The sequence below is a fragment of the Rhodococcus sp. LB1 genome, assembly GCF_001583455.1.
GTDB classification, from domain to species: Bacteria; Actinomycetota; Actinomycetes; order Mycobacteriales; family Mycobacteriaceae; genus Rhodococcus_F; species Rhodococcus_F opacus.
The window spans coordinates 1-22,077 of sequence record NZ_LTCZ01000104.1 but is presented as its reverse complement, the minus strand read 5'-3'; the positions used below and the strand labels follow the sequence as shown (position 1 = coordinate 22,077).

Here is a 22,077-nt window from a genome sequence, read left to right as displayed (position 1 = left end):
CGGCGTAGAGAGGATGTGTGCAGTGACTGCAAATCCAGCGGAGTTCCACAGCACTCCCAACGTTCCCAGGTCCTCGGCGGCCGCGCCGGCAGAAACGCGCCGGCTCGTCGCCTACTCCAAGCCGATCCTGAAGATGTTCCCGCCCACCAGCGAGCATGCGGCCAAAGTGACGATGCTGACCGTCTACGCGCTGATGGTCATCGCCATCATCTTCATCGTCCTCCGGGAGTTCGGCGTATTCAGCTAGCGGTCGCCGCGCTACTTGGAATGGCGGCCACCCCGTGACGGCTTGACCGCGGGCGCGCTGCCGGAGGGACCCGCGCCGATCGGCCGCGCCAACATCACCGCGATCGCGGTGGTCAGCGGAACCGACAGTGCCAGGGCGATGCCACCGACCGCCGAACGCACGATCTCGATGGCCACGGCATCACTGAGCAGCACGTCCTGGATCGACCGCCCCGCCACACTGAACAGCAACAGCAACGGCAACGCCCCGCCGGCATACGCGAGGACGAGCGTGTAGACGGTGCTGGCGATGTGATCGCGTCCGACGCGCATCGCCGAACCGAAGATCTGACGCCGGGACGCGTCGCGGTCCAGCGACGCCAGTTCGAACGCGGACGCCGCCTGCGTGATGGTGACATCGTTGAGCACACCCAGCGAGCCGATGATGAAGCCGGCGAGCAGGAGTCCGGTGATGCTGACGTGCTGTATGTACGTCTGGACGTTGGTGTTCTGCTCCTCGGAAAGCCCAGTGAGACGAGTCATCTCGATGGTGGCGTAGGAGAGGATCGCTGCCACCAGCATCGACGCGAGAGTGCCCAGCAACGCCGAACTCGTTCGCAGGGAGACACCGTGCGCGAGATACAGCACGGCATACAGGATCACGGCGCCGGAGACGAGGGCCACCGGGATCGCGGGTTGTCCGTCCAGCAGGGCCGGGAGCGTGAACAGGACGAGCACGCCGAACGAGACGACGATGCCGACGAGTGCCCGGAATCCGCGCCACCGCGCGACCGCGATCACGACGGCGGCGAACGCGAGCGCGATGAGGGTGACGGGCACGCCGCGGGCATAGTCCTCGAACGAATACTCCGTCGTGCCGTTCACCGTCTGACGGGACAGCCGGATCTTCTCGCCCACCCGGAGGTCGGGCTGCCCGGGGCCGGGAATGATTTCGAGCAGCGTCTGGGTACCGGTGTTGGGACCGGACTCGATGTCGACGATGCTGCGCTGGCACTCGTACGCGCCGGCGGGCGGCGGCAACGGGGTGCCGGTGAAGACGCGCCCGGCCGACGGACTTCCACAGTCGCCGATGTTCTGCATCGTGACCGTGCCCGACTCAGTGACGACCGCACCGCCCTGGGCGCTCTGGAAGGGCTGTTCGACGTCGACGCCCGGCTTGCCGGGCCACAACGCGATGACGCCGAGGAGCACCGCGACGCCGATGGCGACGAGGAGTCCGACGACCACCTTGGCGGCCACGGGCCCCATCGGGGCCGGTCCGTCGCTGTGGCCGTGGCCATGTCCGTGTCCGTGTCCGTGGAATTCGCTCATCGGCCACATCGCGTCGGCTGCTGGGGGGATTGTCTCGGCACGCACGACAGGGTAGTCGGACGGTGACCGGAGACGCTGTGACGGAAGTGGCGTGCGATGCCAGTGTTGCCACGCTGTCCGGCTCGTATTGCTCTCGTGTCGCTTATATGTCGCCGGTGTGATCCGTGAGTCCTTCGGCGCAAACCCGGTCCTTCAGGTCCGGAGAGCCGATCTGGTTATGTCGGACTGTGTGGCTAGTGTCTGGGTCATGGCGGGGAGGGTGGTGAAGCGGGCGTTCAAGTACCGTTTCTATCCGTCTGCGGTGCAGGCGGAACAGCTTGCTCGGACGTTCGGATGCACCCGGTATGTCTATAACCGGGCGTTGGCCGAGCGGACGCGTGCCTGGTCGCAGGAGCGGCGGCGGGTCACCTACAGCGACACCTCGAAGATGCTCACCGGATGGAAGCGGGACCCCGAGACCGAGTGGTTGTCGGAGCCGTCGAAGGGGCCGTTGCAGGAGTCGCTGCGGCAGTTGCAGGGCGCGTTTGACAGGTTTTGGCGCAAGCAGTCCCGATACCCGCAATTCAAGAAGAAGGGCCAGTCGAAGGATTCGGCGACCTACTACTCGAACTGCTTCACCTACCGCGGCGGGCAGATTCGGTTGGCCAAGCAGTCCGAACCGCTGGACATTCGGTGGTCGAGGCCGCTACCGGAGGGGGCTACGCCGTCGCAGGTGACGGTGTCGCGTAATGCTCGTGGTCAGTACCACATTTCGATCCTCGTCGAGGACACGATCACCGAGCCCCCGTCGACCGATCGGGGGATCGGGCTCGACGCTGGGATCACCAGCCTCTACACGCTCTCGACGGGGGAGAAGATCACCAACCCGCGCCACGAGCGCACAGACCGTGAGCGGCTGGCGAAGGCGCAGCGGGTGCTCGCCAAGAAGCAGAAGGGATCCCGTAACCGGGCCAAGGCCCGACTGAAAGTCGCGAAGATCCATGGTCGGATCGCCGATCGGCGTCGCGATCATCTGCACAAACTTTCCACTCGGCTGGTGCGCGAAAACCAAGTGATCGCCATCGAGGATCTGAGTGTGCGGAACATGGTCAAGAATCGGTCGTTGTCTCGGGCGATCTCCGATGCGAGTTGGTCCGAGTTCCGGTCCATGCTCGAATACAAGGCCGGCTGGTACGGGCGGCAGGTGGTGGCGATCGACCGGTTCTATCCCTCGTCGAAGACCTGCTCGGTGTGCGGGGCGATCGCCTCGACGATGCCGCTGAACGTGCGGGAGTGGGCGTGCCGATGCGGCGCCGTCCATGATCGGGATGTGAACGCGGCAAGGAATATTTTGGCCGTCGGACTGACGGTGGCAGCCTGCGGAGATGGTGTGAGACCGCCCCGCACCTAAAGTGTGGGGAGGCAACTGTCGGTGAAACAGGAACCTCGAGACGCGAGTCTCGAGGGGAATCTCGGTCGTTCACGGCCGAGAGGACGTCAATAGATATCGAAGCATGGCACGCGCGCAGCAGCTAATCTGCAGCGAACGCCGAACTCCACGCAGGGTGGTCCGGAACTCCGAACGAGGGGTGTGTTCCGCGGACAGAGCCGCTGCGTGGAGAGATTTGCCGAGCTGGGTGGCGGGGTACAGGGGGGGTTGACCCCGCCACCAACCTGGCGCCCACAGGGGGGGAGGGGCGACAGGTGCTCGAGGCACACGAGGTGCCGGTTGCCAATCTACCGACACGGTAGGGGTATTCGTCAACCGGGCAGGTGAAATCGCCCACATGTCGTGACCTCGTACCCCGACGGCCTAGGATTAGGGCCGTTCGGAGGTGTTCCAGTGCGAATCTCGCGGCAGTCGCGATCCAGCAACCATCTTCGCCGGATCGTGGCGGAGATGGGTATTCCCGTGCCCTGGAACAGGGATCAGCTCGTCGCCGGCGTCGCGGCCCGTCGTGGGCGCCCGATTCACCTGGTCCCCGTCTCGCACGCCCTGGTCCAGGGCGGTCATTCCGGCCTCTGGCTCGCACGGGCCGAGGACGACGTGATCCTGTACGCAGCAGGGACGTCGGACGTGCACGCCACCCACATCATCTGCCACGAACTGGCGCACATGGAGCTCGGCCACGACCGCGACACGATCGGGGACACCTCCGTCGACTCGACGGTGTTGTCGGCGGCAGCGCCGACGGTCGACACCGCGCGCGTGGTCCACATGCTCGGCCGGTCCAACTATTCGAACGACCAGGAATACGAGGCGGAGCTTCTCGCCACCCTGATCATGGCGGGTCGTCGAGCGGGGACGAGCGACGACACCGTCGGTGACGCACGGGTGTCGCGGATGCTCGGAACGTTCTGACGCCGTGTACGAACCGCCCACCTATGTGAGCTGGCCGCTCCTCGCCGTGGTCTGGGGAACGACTCTCCTGCGCCTGGCCCTCGTCCGGTCGACGGTCGCCGAACGCCGGATGAACGCCGCCCTCGTCTTCGCGTCCCTCTCCCTGGTCCTGCAGCGATCACTGGCACAGACCTGGCTCGACCGCTGGTTCGGGTACGGGTTCGCGAACACCCTCAGCAACGTCTGCATCATCCTGACCGCGGCATCGCTGATCAGCCTGTTCTCCGCGTGGGCGCTCGGCCCGGCGCGCCTTCCCCGTATCCACGTCGTCTCGCTGTCGATGTGTGCCGTCGCGGGAGCGATCCTCATCGGCCTGAGCACACCGGCGCGATCACGCGGCGTCGCCATCGCCGACGAGGGCGGCTGGCCCTTCGCGGCGTACTGCATCACGTACGCGGTTCCGATCCTGTCCGTCGCCCTGCTCAACCTGTGGATCTCGCTGAAGGCCGTGCGCAGCGCGACACCGGGACGCGAGCGCCGGGTGTTTCTCGCGGTCATCGCCCTGTCGTTGTTCGAGGTGTTCGACATGGGAGTCGTCGTGACGACCGGCGTGGTCAACGCGGTCAGCGAAGACAACGCCCTGACCGAATCGCACAGCGACTCGGGGGCGTTCATCCGCCTGCTCGTCGTGTCGGCGGGCGCGCTCATCTCGGTCGGACCGGTGGTACGGGCGCTCGGTCACCGGTGGCGGTCACGGCAAGTCACCCGGCGTCTGCAACCGATGTGGCGGACCCTGACCGGTGCGGTGCCCGAAGTGGTCCTGGAACTGCGACCGGCGGATCGCCGGGCACTGTCGGCCCGGAGCCGCCTCGACCGCATGAGCGTCGAGATCCGCGACGCGATCATGATCCTCGACCGGCACGTGGTGTTCGAACTCGGCGGGCATACCGGCACCGCACCGCCCGTGGTCACGGCGACGCGGCTGCACCTCGCGTGCCTGGCCCGCAGGGCCGGTCACCGGGCGCACGGCACGGGCGGGACGGCCCACCTGTTCACGACCGACGTCGGCGGCGAACCGTGGGAGCTGGCCCGGCTGGCCGATCACTGGCGGGACGCCGAGCACGTGGCGGCCGCACTGTGGGCGCGTCGCCTCCCTCAGTTCGGCGGCCCCGCCGACCCGTCGGCGCGCGTCCCCGCTCAGGTCTGACGGGGGTCCGGCGTCGCGACCGGCAGCGGTCCGTGACTCCGCCGCAGATTCTCCAGAAGGGAATCAGCGATTCCATCTCCGCGGTGGTCGGCTCCGCGGACGCATCGAGCGATCGCATCGACAGGTGCCGGACGCCGGCCTCGCGGACCGCGATCTTGAAACGGACCAGCGTGTCGTAGTCGTGGTAGCCGTCGGCGGCGAGGTACTGCTCGGGGGCGTGGAAGTGCTGCGCGACCGCCCGCAACACGTCGGGCTCGGGCGCGTGATGATCGTTGCTGCGCAGGGACTCGATCTCGGACGGCTCGACGGGACGGCCGAGTATCCGCGACACTCCCGCGGCGACGGTGTCGTCACCCGGTTCGGGACCGTCGAGGTCGTGAGCCAGCGAGAAGAGGCGGTTGACCCGCACCGACAGTGGCACGCCGTTCATGCGTTCACCTCCGCGTCTCCGCTGCGTTCGGGATCCTCGGTGGCCACGAGTTTCACCGCGTCCTCCCATCGACGCCAGAAGCGCTCCCGGGTGGCCGCGTCGAGATCCTCTCCTCTGCCGTAGAGGAAGCGGCGATACCGCGCTTCCTCGAGTTCACGCGGGTCGGTGACCGTGGACGGTTCCTCCAGCAGGTGTCCGAACGCGAATTCCACCAGCGGTTGGCGCGGCCCGGCGGGTCCTCCGTTGACTTCCAGCAACCGCGTCACGTACGCGCCGGTGATCTTCGAGACAACCCGGCTCAGTTCCCCCGCTGCCTCGGCCAGCCCCGGAACGTCGGGATGCGCCACGCTCAGCTTGGTGATCTGGGTATGCGGCCCCAGGATCTCGATGATCGTGTCCAGATCCAGCGGAATCTCCGACGGCCCGAGCGTCAGCGGGCGCGCGGTCGGCGACCGGTCCTCCCCGTCGAGCGCCTCGAGCGGGGTCGGATGACCGCCGTCAAGGGTGCGAGCCGCGCTGCCCGGCGCCCACCGGAGCGCGACGTCCAGTTTGCGGAGGGTCTCGATGCTCGGATCCGGGCCGGTCCCGTTCTCGGCACGCGTCTGAGCTGCGTCGGACGGGCCACCCGCGGCCGTGACCTCGTCCTGTGTGAGGTTCAGCAAACGCCGTCGCCGGTGGACGAATTGTCCGAAACGCGCGCGGGTGCTGGTGACCATGCTTTTCCCCCAGGAGACACGCAAGCGACGCGCGTGTCGCTTGCTGTGTCTCGATCCTACTGCTTGTAGCTGGTGAGGAAATTTCCGAACCGCTCGATGGCGACAGCGAGATCACGCGCCCACGGCAGCGTCACGATGCGGAGATGGTCGTGGTCCGGCCAGTTGAAGCCGGTGCCCTGCACCATCAGGATCTTCTCCTGCAGCAGAAGGTCCTGGACCAGCTTCTCGTCGTCGTAGATCTCGTACACGTTCGGGTCGAGGCGCGGGAATGCGTACAGTGCGCCCTTCGGCTTCACGCAGGAGACACCGGGAATCATGTTGAGGCGTTCCCAGGCCACATCACGCTGCTCGAGCAGTCGCCCACCCGGCAGGATCAGGTCTTCGATGCTCTGGTGCCCACCGAGGGCCACCTGGATGGCGTGCTGACCGGGCACGTTCGGGCACAGACGCGTCGACGCGAGCAGGTCGAGTCCCTCGAGGAAACCCGCGGCGTGTTCCTTCGGGCCCGTGATGGCCACCCAACCGGACCGGTAGCCGGCGACGCGGTACGCCTTGGACAGGCCGTTGAACGTCAGGCACAGCAGGTCCGGGGCCAGCGTGGCGAGTGAGATGTGCTTGGCGTCGTCGTAGAGGATCTTGTCGTAGATTTCGTCCGCGAGAAGCAGCAGCTGATGCTTGCGCGCCAGGTCGACGAGCTGCTGCAGCACCTCCATCGAGTACACCGCACCCGTCGGATTGTTCGGGTTGATGACCAGCAGCGCCTTGGTCTTGTCGGTGATCTTCGACTCGATGTCCGCGATGTCGGGGTTCCAGTCGTTGCCCTCGTCGCACAGGTAGTGCACCGGGGTGCCACCGGCCAGGCTCGTCATGGCCGTCCACAGCGGGTAGTCCGGCGCCGGGATCAGCACCTCGTCGCCGTTGTCGAGGAGCGCCTGCATCGTCATCGTGATGAGCTCGGACACACCGTTGCCCAGGTAGATGTCGTCGACGTCGAGTTCGGGGAATCCGGCGACCAGTTCGTAGCGGGTGACGATCGCGCGCCGCGCCGACAGGATGCCCTTGGACTCGGAATACCCCTGCGCGTACGGGAGCGCGGCGATCATGTCGCGCATGATCACGTCCGGCGCGTCGAAACCGAAAGGCGCGGGGTTGCCGATGTTGAGTTTGAGGATCCGGTGGCCTTCCGCCTCCAGCCGGGCGGCGTGGGCATGTACCGGTCCACGAATCTCGTAGAGCACGTTCTGAAGCTTGGTGGACTGCTCCAGCTTGCGGTGCGGCATGCGGTGATGGCCGTGGTCTGGGTTGCTCACGAGCGTCATTCTCCCACTCCCGGGCAACCCGATTTCTACTGGTGGGTATCAGACCGCCGTCGCGTCGTCGAAACACCCCGCCCGCGCAGGTGGCCGCCGTACCCTCGAGAGGGGGTCGGATCCGTCTCGTGTTCACCGCGCCCGGAGGGAATGACGCACATGTCAGCACCGGTATCCCGTCGCCCCGGACCCGTCGACATCGCGCACCACAGCCATCTCGTCGGGGTGTTCGCGCCACAACGGGAGGAGGTGGACGTCCGGGATCTCGAGGTGATCGGCGAACTACCCGCCGATCTGCACGGCGCCTATCTGCGCAACGGTCCGAACCCGCGGTTCGACCCGATCGGGACGTACGTCTACCCGCTCGACGGCGACGGCATGGTCCACCGAATCGAAGTCGCCGACGGTGCCGCCCGGTACACCAACCGCTTCGTCCGAACCCCGATGGTGCAGGCGGAGGAGAAGGCCGGGCACGTCATCTGGCCCGGGGTCACCGACCCCTACACACCGTCGGAGGACGAAGTGGGGCCCGAACTCGCGGGCACGTCACGCGAGTTGCCCGACATCAACATCGTCCGGCACGGCGGACGGCTGCTGGCGATGGCCGAGACCACGCTGCCGTTCCGCCTCGACCCCGCCGACCTGAGCACGCTGGGGCGGGAGAACTGTGACGGCGCCATGGGTGTGGGGAGCACCGCGCACCCCAAGATCGACCCGGTCACCGGACAGATGGTGCTGTTCAATTACATGCTGGAAGCCCCGTATTTGACGTGGTCGGTGGTCAACCCCGACGGCTCGGTGGCGCGGACACCGACGACGGTCGAGGGCGCGGACACCCCGCTGATGATCCACGACATGGCGCTTACGGAGCGCTACATCGTTCTGATGCTGTGCCCGCTGGTCTTCGACATCGCCGCCGTGCTGACCGGCGGGTCCGTGCTCGACTGGCGGCCCGAGGACGGCACGAGGATCGCGCTGGTGCCCCGCGACGGCGGTCCGGTCCGGTGGACGACGCACGATGCCTACTGGGTGTGGCATTTCGCGAACGCCTTCGATCTGCCCGACGGGCGGGTGAGCGTCGACTACGTGGAGTGGACGTATCCCGGTGGGTTCGCGAAGGCTCCGGAGCCGTCGCTCGGCTCGCTGGTTCGCGCCGTCGTCGACCCCGGCAGCGGACGGGTGACGCGAGAGGTGGTGTGCGACCGCGACGTCGAGTTCCCGCGAGTCGACGACCGTGAGCTGACCCGAGGGCACCGCACGGTGGCGACCGTCGGCAAACTCGACCGCAGCCAGGGACGGCAGGATTCGCTGTGGTTCTTCGACACGGCCCGCGGCACCGAGGCGCACTGGGATCCGGGGAGCGTGTCGGTGGGTGAGCCGATCTTCATGCCCGGCGCCGAGCACGAGTACTGGGGAATGATCGGGACCGACCGACGCGACATGTCGTCCTGGTTCTTCGTGCTGCCCGCCGACGACCCCGGGGCGGGGCCGATCGGGAAGGTGCGGCTGCCGATCCGGGTTCCGGCGGGCCTTCACGGCGCGTGGCTGCCTGCGGAGTAGAGGACGGCGGAATATCCTCGGCGGATGACCTCTGCGCCTTACGGTTCCTGGCCCTCTCCGATCGCGGCGGCGGATCTCGCCTCCAGCGGCCACCCCGTCGAGGGCGGCCGGTACGTGGGGGACGACGTGTGGTGGTCGGAACTGCGGCCCAGCGAAGGCGGGCGGGTCGCGGTGCGGCGCCTCGGCCTGGACGACGAACCGGAAGACGTCCTGCCCGCACCGTGGAACGCCCGCACCCGCGTTCACGAGTACGGCGGCGGCGCCTGGACCGTCACCGACGCCGGCCGCCTGGTGTTCGCCGAGTTCAGCGATCAGCGTCTGTACCTGCTCGAAGGCGGGACACCGGTGCCGCTGACGCCGGAGCCGCCGCAGCCCTGCTCACTGCGGTACGGCGACCTGTCGGTGATCGACGGCGAGGTGTGGGCCGTGCGCGAGATGCACGACACGGAGGGCGGCGTCTCCCGCGATATCTGCGTGATTCCGCTGGACGGGTCGGCGGCGAACGATCCGCACCGGGTGCGGTCCGTCGTCGCCGGTTCCGACTTCCTGGCCAATCCGCGGCTGTCCCCGGATCGCAGGCACCTCGCCTGGATCGCGTGGGATCACCCGCAGATGCCGTGGGACGGCACCGAGCTCAGGGTCGTGGCGGTCGAGGGCGGCCGCGTGACAGGGAAGGTGCGGACACTTCTCGGCGGTCCCGAGGAATCGGTGCTGCAACCGGAATGGGTCGGTCCCACCGACCTGTACACGATCAGCGACCGCAGCGGCTGGTGGAATCTCTACCGCGTCGGCATCGGCGATGCCGACCCGGTCGCGTTGTGCCCGATGGACGCCGACTTCGGTGGCGCGCTGTGGATGCTCGGCGGCCGCTGGCACACCCGCCGCGACGACGGCACGCTCCTGACCGTGAGGACGTTCGGAACCGACACCCTCGCCGTTCTCGATCCCGCGACCGGTTCGCTCGTGGACATCCCGCTGGACGGGCTCACCAGCGTCGGCCTCGGGGACCGCAACGGCAACCGGATCCTGCTGCTCACCGGCGGCGCCCAGACCCCGTCGGGCCTGCGCGAACTCGACCTCGACACCGGTGCACTCCGCACCGTCCGGTTGTCCGTCACCGAACTTCCCGAGGCGGCATATCTGCCCGAGGCCCGGCAGTTGACGTTCCAGGGCGCCGAACGCGAAGTCCACGTGATCGCCTACCCGCCGCGTCACCCGCGGTACCGGGGCGAGGACGGGGAGTTGCCGCCGTATGTGGCGTTCGTGCACGGCGGACCGACGTCGCGGGTCGCGCCTTCGCTGAATCCCGTGTTCGCGTTCTTCACCAGCCGCGGCATCGGCGTCGTCGACGTGAACTACGGCGGTTCCACGGGATACGGTCGCGAGTATCGCAACCGGTTGCGGGGACAGTGGGGGGTCGTCGACGTCGAGGACGTGGTGACGGCGGTGACCGGCCTCGCCGAGGCGGGCATGGCGGACCCCGGCCGGCTGGCGATCGAGGGCGGATCCGCCGGCGGGTGGACCGTGCTCGCGGCGCTGACCACCTCGGACGTGTTCGCGTGCGGTGCGTCCTACTTCGGGGTGGCCGAACTGGACGGGTTCGTGAAGGAGACACACGACTTCGAGTCCCGGTACATCGACGGGCTGATCGGCCCGCTGCCCGAGGCGGCCGACCTCTACGCCGAACGTGCACCGCTGAACAACGTTGGCGGACTGAACTGCCCGGTTCTGCTCCTGCAGGGGCTCGACGATCCGATCGTGCCGCCGTCGCAGGCGGAACGGTTCCGAGATGCGCTCGTGGAGAAGGGCATCCCGCACGCCTACCTCGAGTACGAGGGGGAGTCACACGGATTCCGGAAGCTGGCCACCCTGATCAGTTCCCGCAACGCCGAACTGTCCTTCTACGGCCAGGTATTGGGATTCGAGCCACCGGACATTCCGCGACTCGAACTCTGGCGGCCGCCCAACGGCTGACCGTCCACCCGGAATCCGAACGGTGTGATGCACAAAACAAACCATGTGTTGTGCTCTTCTCTGATCGCCGAGAATTAGAGACCGCGCGGTATCAACGGAGCGAGGTATCGCGTCGGCGGCTGGGCCGCGAGTAGCGTCGGAAAGAGGAGTCGATAACCGCAGCTGAGTGAAATGGGTGTTCCCCTTCGCGCGCTTCAGTGTCGATATATGGATTGCCGAGGGCCGAGGGTGTCATCGCTGGACGATTTCGATACGACTTCGGTCCTTTCGGACACGGTGATGGCGAATGTTGCACGGCCCTCCGAGCTGTTCCCACTCTCCGCCGCTCAGCGTGGAATGTGGTTCGCCCAGCACCTGCTGGGCGACGTTCCGATCGTCATTGCTCAGTACGTAGAGGTCGGTATCGCTGATCTCGACATCGGCCTGCTCGCACGGATCGGACCCGCGGCACTCCGGGAACTCGGTACCGGACTGCTCCGAATCGTCGAGTGGGACGGTGAGCCGCTCCAGACCGTGGACGAGTCGCTCGGCTTCGAGATGACACATCTCGACTTCCGTTCCGACCCTGATCCGCGGGCTGCGGCTCTCGCGTGGATGCGCGCCGAATGCAGCAACCCGATCGATCTCCTCCATGATCGGCTGATCCGTTCGGCAATGTTGCGCGTCGCCGACGACTGCTACTTCTGGTACTCGCGAATTCACCACATCGCCCTCGACGGCTTCGGCGCCATGACGTTCATGAACCGTGCCGCGGAGCTGTACACCGCGGCGGTCGAGGGCCGCGCGCCGGCCGAGTTCACCGCGAGTGGATTGCGGGAGGTCGTCGAAGAAGAGGCGCGCTACCGCACCTCGAGCCGGTTCGAGACGGACCGCAAGTACTGGGCGGAGCGCAGCCGCAATCTCCCACCGACGATCAGCCTCGCCGGGCGGGCGGCCGAGATCGGCGCGCAGTCGCTGGTGAGCAGCGCACCGCTGTCCGCTGCCACGACAGCCGCACTGCAGAGTCTGACCGGCCGGGAACCCGGGGCGACGTTCGCGACAGCCGCGGTGGCTGCCGTGGCTGCATTCTTTTCCCGCCTGACCGGCCAGGACGACGTGGTGTTGAGCTTGCCGGTCTCGGCACGCACCACCTCCCGGTTGCGCCGCTCGGGCGGCATGATCTCCAACGTCCTTCCGATCCGACTCTCGGTCGGGGAGGAAACGACCTCCGTCGACTTGATGAGATGTACGCAACTGGCGCTGACCGGAGCGCTACGTCACCAGAGGTACCGGCACGAGGACATACGACGTGATGCGGGCGTCCTGGGTGGTCGTCGCGGCTTTTTCGGGCCGTCGATCAACATCATGATGTTCCACGACGAGATTCGGCTCGGTCCCTCGATCGGCCGGCTCCACGTGCTGACCACCGGTCCGGTGGAGGACCTCGCAGTGAACATCTATCCCGGTGTCGCAGGCGACGTGGCGCAGGTCGACTTCGAGGCCAACCCGAATCTGTACACCGAACAGGAGCTGCGCGGTCACCATGCCCGGTTCCTCGAATTCTTTTCCGCCTTCGCCGCGTCAGCCGCCACCGACCGCATCGCCGCTCTCGACGTGCTGCACGCCGACGAACGCGCGGATCTTGTGCCATGTCGCGGTCCGCAGGCAGAGCCGGAGCGGCTCCTCCCCGACTTGCTGGCCGACGGCGTTGCCGCCGGACCGGACGCAGTCGCGATTCGGGCGTCGGGGCGGGAGGTCACCTACCACGAGCTCGACCAGCGATCCAATCAACTGGCGCGACTACTGATCGAATCGGGGGCCGGACCGGAAACCTTCGTCGTGCTGAGCCTTCCCCGGTCGGCAGAGTCACTCGTCGCGTTCTGGGCGGTCGCGAAGACCGGGGCCGCCTTCGTGCCTGTCGATCCGAACCTCCCACCCGAGCGAGTCGCGCACATGCTGTCCGATTCGGGGGCCCTGGTGGGGCTCACGCTTCATGAACTGCGTGCAACACTGCCCGACGGAATTCGCTGGCTGGTCCTCGACGACGACGAGTTGCGCGCACGCTGTGAACGACAGCGGAGCGCCACGATCGGCGACGTGGATCGCCGCGCCCCGCTGTCAATCCGTCACCCCGCGTACATGATCTACACATCGGGATCGACCGGGCTTCCGAAAGGGGTCGTCGTCACCCACAGCGGTCTGTCGAACTTCGCGGCCGGCGCCCGCCCGGAACTCGGCATTCACCACGAATCGCGGGTGTTACGGTTCTCGTCGGCCAGCTTCGATGCCTCGGTGTTCGAGATGATCCAGGCTTTCAGCGCCGGTGCCACGATGGTTGTCGCCCCGCCCGAGATGCATGGTGGAAGCGACCTCGTCGAACTACTGAGCGAACAGCGCGTGACCCACATCATCACGGCTCCCACGGTGATGAACACCGTCGACCCGCGTGGGCTCGAACATCTCGAGGCGGTGGTGGTCGGCGGTGACGTGTGCACCCCCGACCTCGTGGAGCGGTTCGGGCAGGTGTGCCGCTTGACCAACAGTTACGGGCCGACCGAGACGACCATCATCATCACCGCAGGTGAGCCGCTGACGCCGGGCGAACCGATTACCATCGGCCGCCCGATCCAGGGTGCGAGCGTCGTGGTGCTCGACCGCAAGCTCCGCGCCGTGCCCGCCGGGGTGGTGGGTGAGCTCTACCTCGCCGGCCCCGGAATCGCACGCGGCTATCACCATCGGCACGGGCTGACGGCGAACCGATTCGTGGCCAACCCCTTCGGTGAGCCGGGGTCTCGGCTCTACCGCACCGGTGACGAGGTGCGCTGGGTGCGGTCATCGCGAGGAACCGAGGTGGGGCACTGCACGCTCGAGTTCATCGGCCGGTCCGACACCCAGGTCAAGATTCGTGGTTTCCGCATCGAACTCGGCGAGATCGACTCGGCACTGCTCGCCCAGGACGGCGTCAACTTCGCCGCGACGGTGGTTCATCGGACGGCGGGCGGCACGACGGCGCTGGTCTCGTATGTGCGCCTCGACACCGGTTGTGAATTCGATCCGATCGCGATTGTCGAGGGCGTCGCCGAAATCGTGCCGTCCCACATGATCCCGTCGGCGGTGATGTGGCTCGAACACGTGCCGGTGACGGCCGCCGGCAAACTCGACCGAAGTGCACTGCCGCAACCACACTTCGGATCAGCCGAACACAAGTTCCGCGCCGCGTCGACACCGGCGGAGGAGCAGCTCTCGGGTCTCGTCGCCGAGGCACTCGGCCTCGACCGGGTGAGTGTGGACGACAGTCTCTTCGCGCTCGGCGGCGACAGCATCGTCGCGATGCAGATCGCCGCCCGAGCCAGGGAGTTCGGTCTCGCCTTCAGTGCGCGGGCCGTGTTCGAGCACAAGACGATCGCCGCAATCGCCGCGGTGGCGGTGCCGGTGGAGGCAGAATCGGCGGTCGTCCTCGAGGAACTCGATGGCGGCGGCGTCGGGCGTATCCCGCCGACACCGATCATGTGCTCGATGATCGAGCGGGGCCGCTTCGACGACTTTTTCCAGGCGCTGTTGCTGACCTTGCCGTCTGATGTCGATCCGGATCGGTTGAGTGCGACGCTCGCGGCCGTGCTCGATCACCATGATGCTCTGCGTTCGAAGTTCGTCCCCGACGGCGACGGTGTGTGGGCATTCGAAACGACGGCCGTCGGTAGCGTGCCGGCCGGCGATCGGATTTCGAGGATCGTCACGGCGGCGGCACCCGGCAGCCGCGCGTTTGCCGACGTAGTGAGCGTCGAGTGTGCGGCCGCTGCGGCGCGCCTGGACCCGGAAAACGGGGTCATGCTTCAACTGGTGTGGTGTGTCTCCGAATCCGAGGGTGCACGAGGCCGCCTGCTGGTTCTCGCGCATCACCTGGTGGTGGACGGTGTGTCGTGGCGCGTGTTGTTGCCGGACCTCGCGACGGCGTGGCTGCAGCTGGGCACTGGGCAGACGCCGACGCTGGCCCCGGTGGGCACGTCGTTCCGCCGCTGGGCATATGGACTGCAGGACGCGGCAGATCGAGGAGCGCACAGAGGCGAATTGCCCTATTGGCGAGAGGTTCTCAGCGGCCCTGACCCGCAGATCGGCACACGGCCGATCGCGCCCGCGATCGACACGATGCGCACGACCGAGCGGGTACACATCGACGTGAGTCCCGCCGTGACCGATGCGGTGCTCGCTCGACTTCCCGATGTGTTCGGATGCGGCGTCAACGACGGACTCCTGTCGGCGCTGGCGATGGCGGTCGTGCAGTGGCGACACTCGCACGGGATCGACGAGCGTTCGGTGTTACTGACGTTGGAAGGTCACGGGCGCGAGGAGGAGGCGGTGGCCGGCGCGGATCTTGCACGTACCGTCGGCTGGTTCACCAGCGCCTTCCCGGTCCGGCTCGAACTGCCGGCCGTCGAACTCGGCGGGGCCTTCGAGGGTGGACATGCTGCCGGTGTCGTGATCAAGACCGTCAAGGAACAGCTCGTCGCGGTGCCTGCCCGTGGCGTCGGATTCGGATTGCTCCGGCATCTCGACGAGAGCGCGAGGTCGATTCTCGGGGGTCTTTCCGAGCCGCAGATCAGTTTCAACTACCTGGGCCGCATGGGCGTGCAACACCTCGGCGACTTGCAGGATCTCGGCTGGCTGCCGGACCCCGAGGCACCGGACCTGATCACAGCGAGCGGATCCGGCATGGCCGTGGCTGCGGTGATCGACATCAACGCGATGGTGGTCGACAGCCCCGAGGGACCCCGATTGACGGCATCGTTCGCGTATCCGACCGGGGTGATCCGCGACTCCGGAGTCGCGGCCCTTGCGGATCTGTGGCGAAACGCCCTCGACGGTCTTGCCGCGCACACGGTTCAGCCCGTCGCGGGTGGTCTGACACCGTCCGATTGCCAGCTGGTCACGGTGAGCCAGAGTCGGATCGAGCGTTGGGAACACACGTACCCGGGGCTACGAGAGATCTGGTCGCTGTCCCCGTTGCAGTCCGGTCTGCTGTTCCACTCGACGCTGGCCGCCGATTCGCTGGACATCTACACCGCGCAACTGCGCATCGACCTCGAGGGCGCGGTCGACTCCGCGCGGCTGCGCCGTGCCGCCGCAGGCCTGCTCGCACACCACGCAACTCTGCGTGCCGCATTCGAGTACGACGACGCCGGTATCCCGGCGCAGTTGGTTGTCGACAGGGTAGACGTGCCGTGGCGTGAGGTGGATCTGACCGGGTGCGGGTCGGCGGCGGGAGTGGAACTCGAGCGTCTCCTCGACGACGACCGTGTCGCCCGATTCGACCTCGCCCGTCCTCCGCTGTTGCGCCTGCTGTTGATCCGCACCGCACCCGAGCGTCACGTGCTGGCACTGACCAACCATCACATCATCCTCGACGGATGGTCGATGCCACTGCTGGTGCGCGAGTTGCTGGTTCGCTATGCCGCGGACGACGCTCCCGCCCTTCCGGAGCCGCGGCCGTACAGCACGTACCTGGAATGGGTGGCGACACTCGACCGGGACGCGTCCTTCCGCGCCTGGGAACGTGCGCTGGCGGGGCTCGACGAGCCGACACTGCTGGCGCCGCACGCGTCCTCGGAACAGCACGGCGTGCCGGGTGAGGTCGACATCGCACTGCCCGCGGCCCTGATCGGTGCGCTCGACACGGTGGTGTCGCGCCATGGAGTCACCATGAACACCGTCGTCCAGGCGGCGTGGGGAATACTGCTGTCCCGGTTGCTCTCCCGTCGTGATGTGGTGTTCGGTGCCACCGTGTCGGGTCGGCCGCCGCAGCTGTCCGGTGTCGAGAGCATGCTGGGGCTTTTCATCAACACCGTGCCCGTGCGGGTGCGGATGGACCCGGACGAGACGTGCACGCAGCTACTCACCCGCCTCCAGGGTGAGCAAGTTTCCCTGCTCGATCACCATTACCTCGGACTGGGTGACATCCAGGCACGCATTGGTCTGGGCAACCTGTTCGACACGTTGTCGGTGTTCGAGTCGTACCCCGCCGACAAGTCCGGATTCGACGAGCACACCGACATCGCGGGAATGCGAGTGACCGCTCTCGATGCGCGTGACGCCACGCACTACCCGATCACCCTGCTGTCCATCCTCGAACCTCGACTGCGGCTGAGTCTGCGTTATCAGCACGGAATTTTCGATCGCGATACCGTCACGACACTCGCGGCGCGCGTGATCGGGATTCTCGAGACCATTGCGCGCGACACGGACACACCGGTCGGCGACGTCGACCTTTTCGTTCCGAAGGAACGGGAGCTGGTGGTCGACTCCTGGAATGCAACGGAACACCAGCTACCGCGCCTCACCCTCGCCGAGCTGTTCGACGCGCAGGTGGCCCACACGCCCGACGCCCCCGCCGTCGTGTTCGAGGGGACGGTGCTGACGTACACAGAGTTCGACGCCCGCGCGAATCAGCTGGCGCGGTTCCTGATCAGCGGCGGTGTGGGCCCCGAATCGCTCGTGGGTGTAGCGGTGCGACGCTCGGTGGATATGCTGGTGGGAATCTACGCCGTGATCAAGGCCGGCGGCGCGTACGTCCCGATAGACCCGGACCAGCCGGCCGAGCGGATCGCGTACGTCGTGGCAACCGCCGGTCCAGTCGTCGTTCTCACCACCACCGCGGATCGCGTCGCGCTGCCCGCCGAGGTGCCGGCCCTCGACCTCGACACCCTCGATGTATCGGCGCTGTCCGATGACCCCATCCGGGACCGGGACCGGTTGGGGCCGTTGCATACCCGAAACCCTGCGTATGTCATCTTCACCTCCGGCTCCACGGGCAGACCCAAGGGCGTGTCAGTGCCGCACGAGGGCATCGTCAACCGGCTGCTGTGGATGCAGCATCGGTACCCACTGAGCGACGACGACACGGTTCTCCAGAAGACCCCCGTGACGTTCGACGTGTCGGTGTGGGAGTTGTTCTGGCCGTTGCAGACCGGCGCGCGACTGGTGATCGCCGAGCCCGACGGGCACCGGGACCCCGCCTATCTCGAGCGGGTCATCCGCGCAGAATCTGTGACCACGGTGCATTTCGTGCCGTCGATGCTCGCCGTATTCCTGGTCGGAGCGCATGTCGATGAGTGCAATTCGCTGCGCCGGGTGTTCACCAGTGGTGAGGCATTGCCGCCTGTGACGGCGGCGAATCTGCACCGGGTGAGCGGGGCGGAGCTGCACAACCTGTACGGTCCCACCGAGGCAGCGGTGGACGTGACCTCCTACGAGACCGGGCCGGACGAGACCACCGTGCCGATCGGAGCACCGGTCTGGAACACCCATACGTATGTGCTCGACGGACGCCTGCGTCCCGTCCCCGTCGGGGTAGCGGGGGAGTTGTATCTCGGCGGTGTCCAGCTCGCGCGCGGATACCAGGCCCGGTCCGATCTGACGGCGGAGAGGTTCGTAGCGAACCCCCTCGCGGCCGCGGGAACCGTGCGAGACGGCTGTCGGCTGTACCGCACCGGTGACCTTGTTCGGTGGCTGCCGACCGGGCAGCTCGAATACCTGGGCCGCACGGACTTCCAGGTCAAGCTTCGCGGCCAGCGCATCGAACTCGGTGAGATCGAGGCGGCGCTGCACGGGCACGCAGATGTTGCACAGGCGGTGGCACTGGCCCGCAACGACGGGTCCACCGGCGACTACCTCGCCGGATACGTGGTACCTGCGCCCGGGAGGTCCCCGGACATGCGCGCGCTCCTCGACGCTGCCGCAACGGTGCTTCCCCGGTACATGGTGCCGTCGGCGCTGGTCGTGCTCGCGGAACTGCCGTTGACTGCGAACGGCAAACTCGACCGCAAGGCACTGCCGGTTCCCGAGTTCGCGAGTTCGGCGCAGTTCGTCTCGCCCGGCACCCCGACGGAGTACGTCCTCGCGGAGATTCTCGCGGACGTACTCGGCGCCTCGCGGATCGGTATGTCGGACAATTTCTTCGACCTCGGGGGTAACTCCCTCATCGCGACCCGTGTGGTCGCCCGGATCAACAACGAGCTCGGCACCGGGTTGACCGTGCGGTCGCTGTTCGAGTCGCCCACCGTCGGGGTTCTGGCCACCGCCGTCGACCGGATGCACGCCGGTGCAGGACCGCGCCCCGCGCTCGTGTCCGGCCCGAGGCCCGACAGGCTCCCCCTGTCCCTGGCTCAGACCCGAGTGTGGTTCCTCAATCGGTTCGACCCCACGTCGAGTGCCTACAACGTGGCGGCGGCACTGCGGCTGTCCGGCCCTCTCGACGTCGACGCACTCCGACGGGCCGCCGCGGACATCCTGGAACGGCACGAATCGCTGCGGACGATGTTTCCCGAATCCCCTGACGGCCCGTCTCAGCTCGTGCTGCCGGTCGATCACGCCGCGACCGGCGATCTGATCGACGTTGCGCCCGACGTCGTCCCGGCCGCTGCTCTGGATACACGGATCCGGGAGGCAATGGCACGCGGATTCGACGTGACCACGCAAATCCCGATCGCTCTGACATTGGTGCGGTGCGAGGCTCCTGACGAACACGTGTTGGTGATGGTCGTGCACCACATCAGCATCGACGGCTGGTCGATCCAGGTACTCGCCCGCGATCTGGTGCACGCCTACTCCACGCGCACAGCCGGCGACGCGCCGTCGTGGACCCCGCTGCCGGTGCAGTATGCGGATTACACCCTGTGGCAGCGAGGCCTTCTCGGCTCGGAGGACGATCCCACGTCGCTGATGTCGCAGGAGCTCGAGTACTGGGCGGATGCGCTCGCGGGTCTGCCGGACGTGCTGGCTCTGCCGCTCGACCGGCCACGTCCGGCGGTACGGTCGGGGGTGGGTGCGAGTGTCGATTTCGCGGTTCCGGTGGCGACGGTGGTGCGTCTCGCGGCGCTGGCCCGTGAGCAGGGTGCGACCCCGTTCATGGTTGTGCATGCGGCGTTGGCGGTGCTGTTGGCGAAGTTGAGTGGGACATCGGATATCGCGATCGGGTCGCCGGTGGCGGGTCGTGGTGATGCGGCGTTGGACGATCTGGTGGGCATGTTCGTCAATACATTGGTATTGCGGGCCGATTGTGAGCCGAGTCAGTCGTTCACGGGGCTGGTGGGGCGGGTGCGCGATTCGGACCTCGAGGCGTTCGGCAGGGCTGATGTGCCGTTCGAGCGGTTGGTGGACAAGCTGAATCCAGTGCGGTCGCAGTCCTTCTCGCCGCTGTTTCAGGTGCTGTTGGCATTTCAGAATTTCGCGCCGTCGAGGGTGGAGCTTCCGGGTTTGACGGTGTCACCGGTGGAAGTGGAGTGGGAGGCCGCGCAGTTCGACCTCTCGATGGCTCTGAGTGAGGCGGCCGGGGGCGGGTATGCGGGGAGGCTGTCGTATGCGGCGGACATCTTCGATGCTCCGACGGTGTACGGGATCGCCGAGGGGTTCGTGCGGGTGCTCGACGCGGTCATCGAGAATCCGTCCGTCGCGGTGGGCGACGTCGACTTGCTGGGTCCGGCCGAGCGGCAACGGGTGCTCGCGGCTGCGGCCCCTGAGCCACTGCCTGTTCAGGCACGGACGTTGCCGGAGATTCTGGCGGCCGGCGTCGCGTCGAACCCCGTGGGTGTTGCGTTGACCTGCGGTGGTGTGGAGATGTCGTATTCGGACCTCGACTCCCGATCGAACCGACTGGCCCGAGTGCTGATCTCTCGTGGTGTCGGTCCTGAAACATTTGTCGCGTTGGCCTTCGCTCGGTCCATCGAATCAGTGGTTGCGGTGTGGGCGGTCGCGAAGGCGGGCGGCGGGTTCGTGCCGGTCGATCCGAAACTGCCGGCCGAGCGGATCGAGTACATGTTGGCCGATTCAGGGGCCGTGATCGGTCTTACCAGCGCCGAGACTACGTCGCTGCCGGGAAAGGTTGCCTGGCTGGTACCCACCGCGGGTGAAGTGCAGGATCTGTGCGACGAGGTTTCGGCGGCACAGATCACAGACGGCGAGCGCGGTGCGCCGGTCGCGTTGTCCAATGCGGCCTACATGATCTACACGTCGGGTTCGACCGGGGTCCCGAAGGGTGTCGTTGTAACCCATGCCGGGCTGGCGTCGTTCTGTGCAGGCGCCCGCCTCGAACTGGACTTGACCGGCGACTCGCGGGTGCTGAGATTCTCGTCGTCGAGCTTCGATGCGTCGGTATTCGAGATGATCGCGGGGTTCAGTGCCGGCGCCACCTTGGTTGTCGCTCCACCCGAGATCATCGGTGGCGGCGAGCTCGCGGAGTTGCTGCGCGTCGAGCGGGTCACCCACATCATCACAGCGCCGGCGGCGCTGGGGATCGTCGACCCGGACGGGCTCGACGAACTCCAGGCCGTGGTCGTCGGAGGAGACGTCTGCCCGCCGGAGTTGGTCGCGAAGTTCGCACCCGCCTGTCGTTTCTTCAACAGTTACGGTCCCACAGAGACCACCATCATCATCTCCATGACCGAGCCGCTCGTGCCGGAGGAACGAATCACGATCGGCACCCCGATCGAGGGCGCCGGAGCTGTTGTCCTCGATGCAAGGCTGCATCCCTCTCCGGTCGGCGTGATCGGCGAGCTGTATCTGTCGGGCAGTGGGCTCGCCCGCGGCTACCATGCCCGCGGTGCACTCACGGCAGCTCGATTCGTGGCCAACCCCTTCAGGGGTTCCGGCGAACTGATGTACCGCACGGGCGATCTGGTGCGGTGGACGAAAGACGGACGACTGGACTTCGTCGGGCGAATCGACTCACAGGTGCAATTGCGGGGTCTGCGGATCGAACTCGGTGAGATCGAGGCAGCGCTCAGCAGGTGCGAAGGAGTCGCACAGACCGTCGTGGTCTTGCGCCACGATCCCCACACCGGTGAACAACTGGTGGGATACGTCGTTCCCGATACCAGGGCTGCCCTGGACCCGGAGACCCTGCGCATCAGGGTGGGCGAGACTCTGCCGACCTATATGGTGCCGTCGCAGGTGATGGTCGTCGACGCGTTGCCGTTGAATCCCAGTGGGAAGCTCGACCGACGGGCGTTGCCTGCGCCGTCGTTCGTCGTCCG

General features: G+C 67.0%; 10 protein-coding genes. 7 read left to right on the top strand and 3 right to left on the bottom strand.

Translation table 11 applies throughout. The features are described from left to right. Nucleotides 1-22 precede the first annotated feature (22 nt). Complete coding sequence (locus AZG88_RS17100; protein ID WP_061698349.1) at nucleotides 23-247, top strand: hypothetical protein; 225 nt, start codon at nucleotides 23-25, stop codon at nucleotides 245-247. Between the two features lie 11 nt (nucleotides 248-258). On the opposite strand, the gene AZG88_RS17095 is transcribed toward AZG88_RS17100, so the two are convergent. Next, nucleotides 259-1,557: a YibE/F family protein gene (locus tag AZG88_RS17095; RefSeq protein ID WP_197487846.1), complete on the bottom strand. Its 1,299-nt coding sequence runs from the start codon at nucleotides 1,555-1,557 to the stop codon at nucleotides 259-261. 247 nt (nucleotides 1,558-1,804) lie between these two features. Between AZG88_RS17095 and AZG88_RS17090 the strand changes: the two genes are divergently transcribed. The 3 genes from AZG88_RS17090 to AZG88_RS17080 all read left to right on the top strand — a co-directional run bounded on the left by AZG88_RS17090 (nucleotide 1,805) and on the right by AZG88_RS17080 (nucleotide 5,084). Beyond that, nucleotides 1,805-2,947 (top strand): RNA-guided endonuclease InsQ/TnpB family protein, encoded by a 1,143-nt coding sequence (locus AZG88_RS17090; protein ID WP_061698347.1) that lies wholly within the window; start codon nucleotides 1,805-1,807, stop codon nucleotides 2,945-2,947. Between the two features lie 489 nt (nucleotides 2,948-3,436). Then, nucleotides 3,437-3,898: a hypothetical protein gene (locus tag AZG88_RS17085; RefSeq protein WP_231914049.1), complete on the top strand. Its 462-nt coding sequence runs from the start codon at nucleotides 3,437-3,439 to the stop codon at nucleotides 3,896-3,898. Between the two features lie 4 nt (nucleotides 3,899-3,902). Then, nucleotides 3,903-5,084 carry an MAB_1171c family putative transporter gene (locus AZG88_RS17080; RefSeq protein ID WP_061698346.1) on the top strand — a complete coding sequence of 394 codons (1,182 nt, stop codon included), beginning with the start codon at nucleotides 3,903-3,905 and terminating at the stop codon, nucleotides 5,082-5,084. A 426-nt stretch (nucleotides 5,085-5,510) separates the two neighbouring features. Here AZG88_RS17080 and AZG88_RS17075 read toward each other — a convergent pair whose 3' ends face one another. Then, the gene (locus AZG88_RS17075) at nucleotides 5,511-6,230 is read right to left on the bottom strand and encodes a helix-turn-helix domain-containing protein (RefSeq protein WP_061698345.1); all 720 of its coding nucleotides are present in this window, start codon (nucleotides 6,228-6,230) and stop codon (nucleotides 5,511-5,513) included. 56 nt (nucleotides 6,231-6,286) lie between these two features. Beyond that, entirely contained in the window at nucleotides 6,287-7,549 is a 1,263-nt protein-coding gene (locus AZG88_RS17070; protein WP_005238257.1) for a pyridoxal phosphate-dependent aminotransferase, read from the bottom strand. A 150-nt stretch (nucleotides 7,550-7,699) separates the two neighbouring features. Here AZG88_RS17070 and AZG88_RS17065 point away from each other — a divergent pair, with 150 nt between their 5' ends. The 3 genes from AZG88_RS17065 to AZG88_RS17055 form a co-directional block, all read left to right on the top strand. Then, nucleotides 7,700-9,100 carry a carotenoid oxygenase family protein gene (locus AZG88_RS17065; protein WP_061042205.1) on the top strand — a complete coding sequence of 467 codons (1,401 nt, stop codon included), beginning with the start codon at nucleotides 7,700-7,702 and terminating at the stop codon, nucleotides 9,098-9,100. A gap of 24 nt (nucleotides 9,101-9,124) precedes the next feature. Then, a complete protein-coding gene (locus AZG88_RS17060) occupies nucleotides 9,125-11,074 on the top strand; it encodes a S9 family peptidase (RefSeq protein ID WP_061698344.1) in 1,950 nt (649 codons plus the stop codon). Nucleotides 11,075-11,245: 171 nt separating this feature from the next. Beyond that, nucleotides 11,246-22,077, top strand: a 10,832-nt coding sequence (locus tag AZG88_RS17055) for a non-ribosomal peptide synthetase (RefSeq protein ID WP_156517515.1), incomplete at its 3' end; no start/stop codon positions are given.

What these genes read in the sequence shown, in the direction of transcription:
- AZG88_RS17070 (WP_005238257.1), bottom strand. Translation starts at nt 7,549, where the DNA reads ATGACGCTCGTGAGCAACCCAGACCACGGCCATCACCGCATGCCGCAC.
- AZG88_RS17075 (WP_061698345.1), bottom strand. Translation starts at nt 6,230, where the DNA reads ATGGTCACCAGCACCCGCGCGCGTTTCGGACAATTCGTCCACCGGCGA.
- AZG88_RS17060 (WP_061698344.1), top strand. Translation starts at nt 9,125, where the DNA reads ATGACCTCTGCGCCTTACGGTTCCTGGCCCTCTCCGATCGCGGCGGCG.
- AZG88_RS17090 (WP_061698347.1), top strand. Translation starts at nt 1,805, where the DNA reads ATGGCGGGGAGGGTGGTGAAGCGGGCGTTCAAGTACCGTTTCTATCCG.
- AZG88_RS17085 (WP_231914049.1), top strand. Translation starts at nt 3,437, where the DNA reads ATGGGTATTCCCGTGCCCTGGAACAGGGATCAGCTCGTCGCCGGCGTC.
- AZG88_RS17095 (WP_197487846.1), bottom strand. Translation starts at nt 1,557, where the DNA reads ATGAGCGAATTCCACGGACACGGACACGGACATGGCCACGGCCACAGC.
- AZG88_RS17065 (WP_061042205.1), top strand. Translation starts at nt 7,700, where the DNA reads ATGTCAGCACCGGTATCCCGTCGCCCCGGACCCGTCGACATCGCGCAC.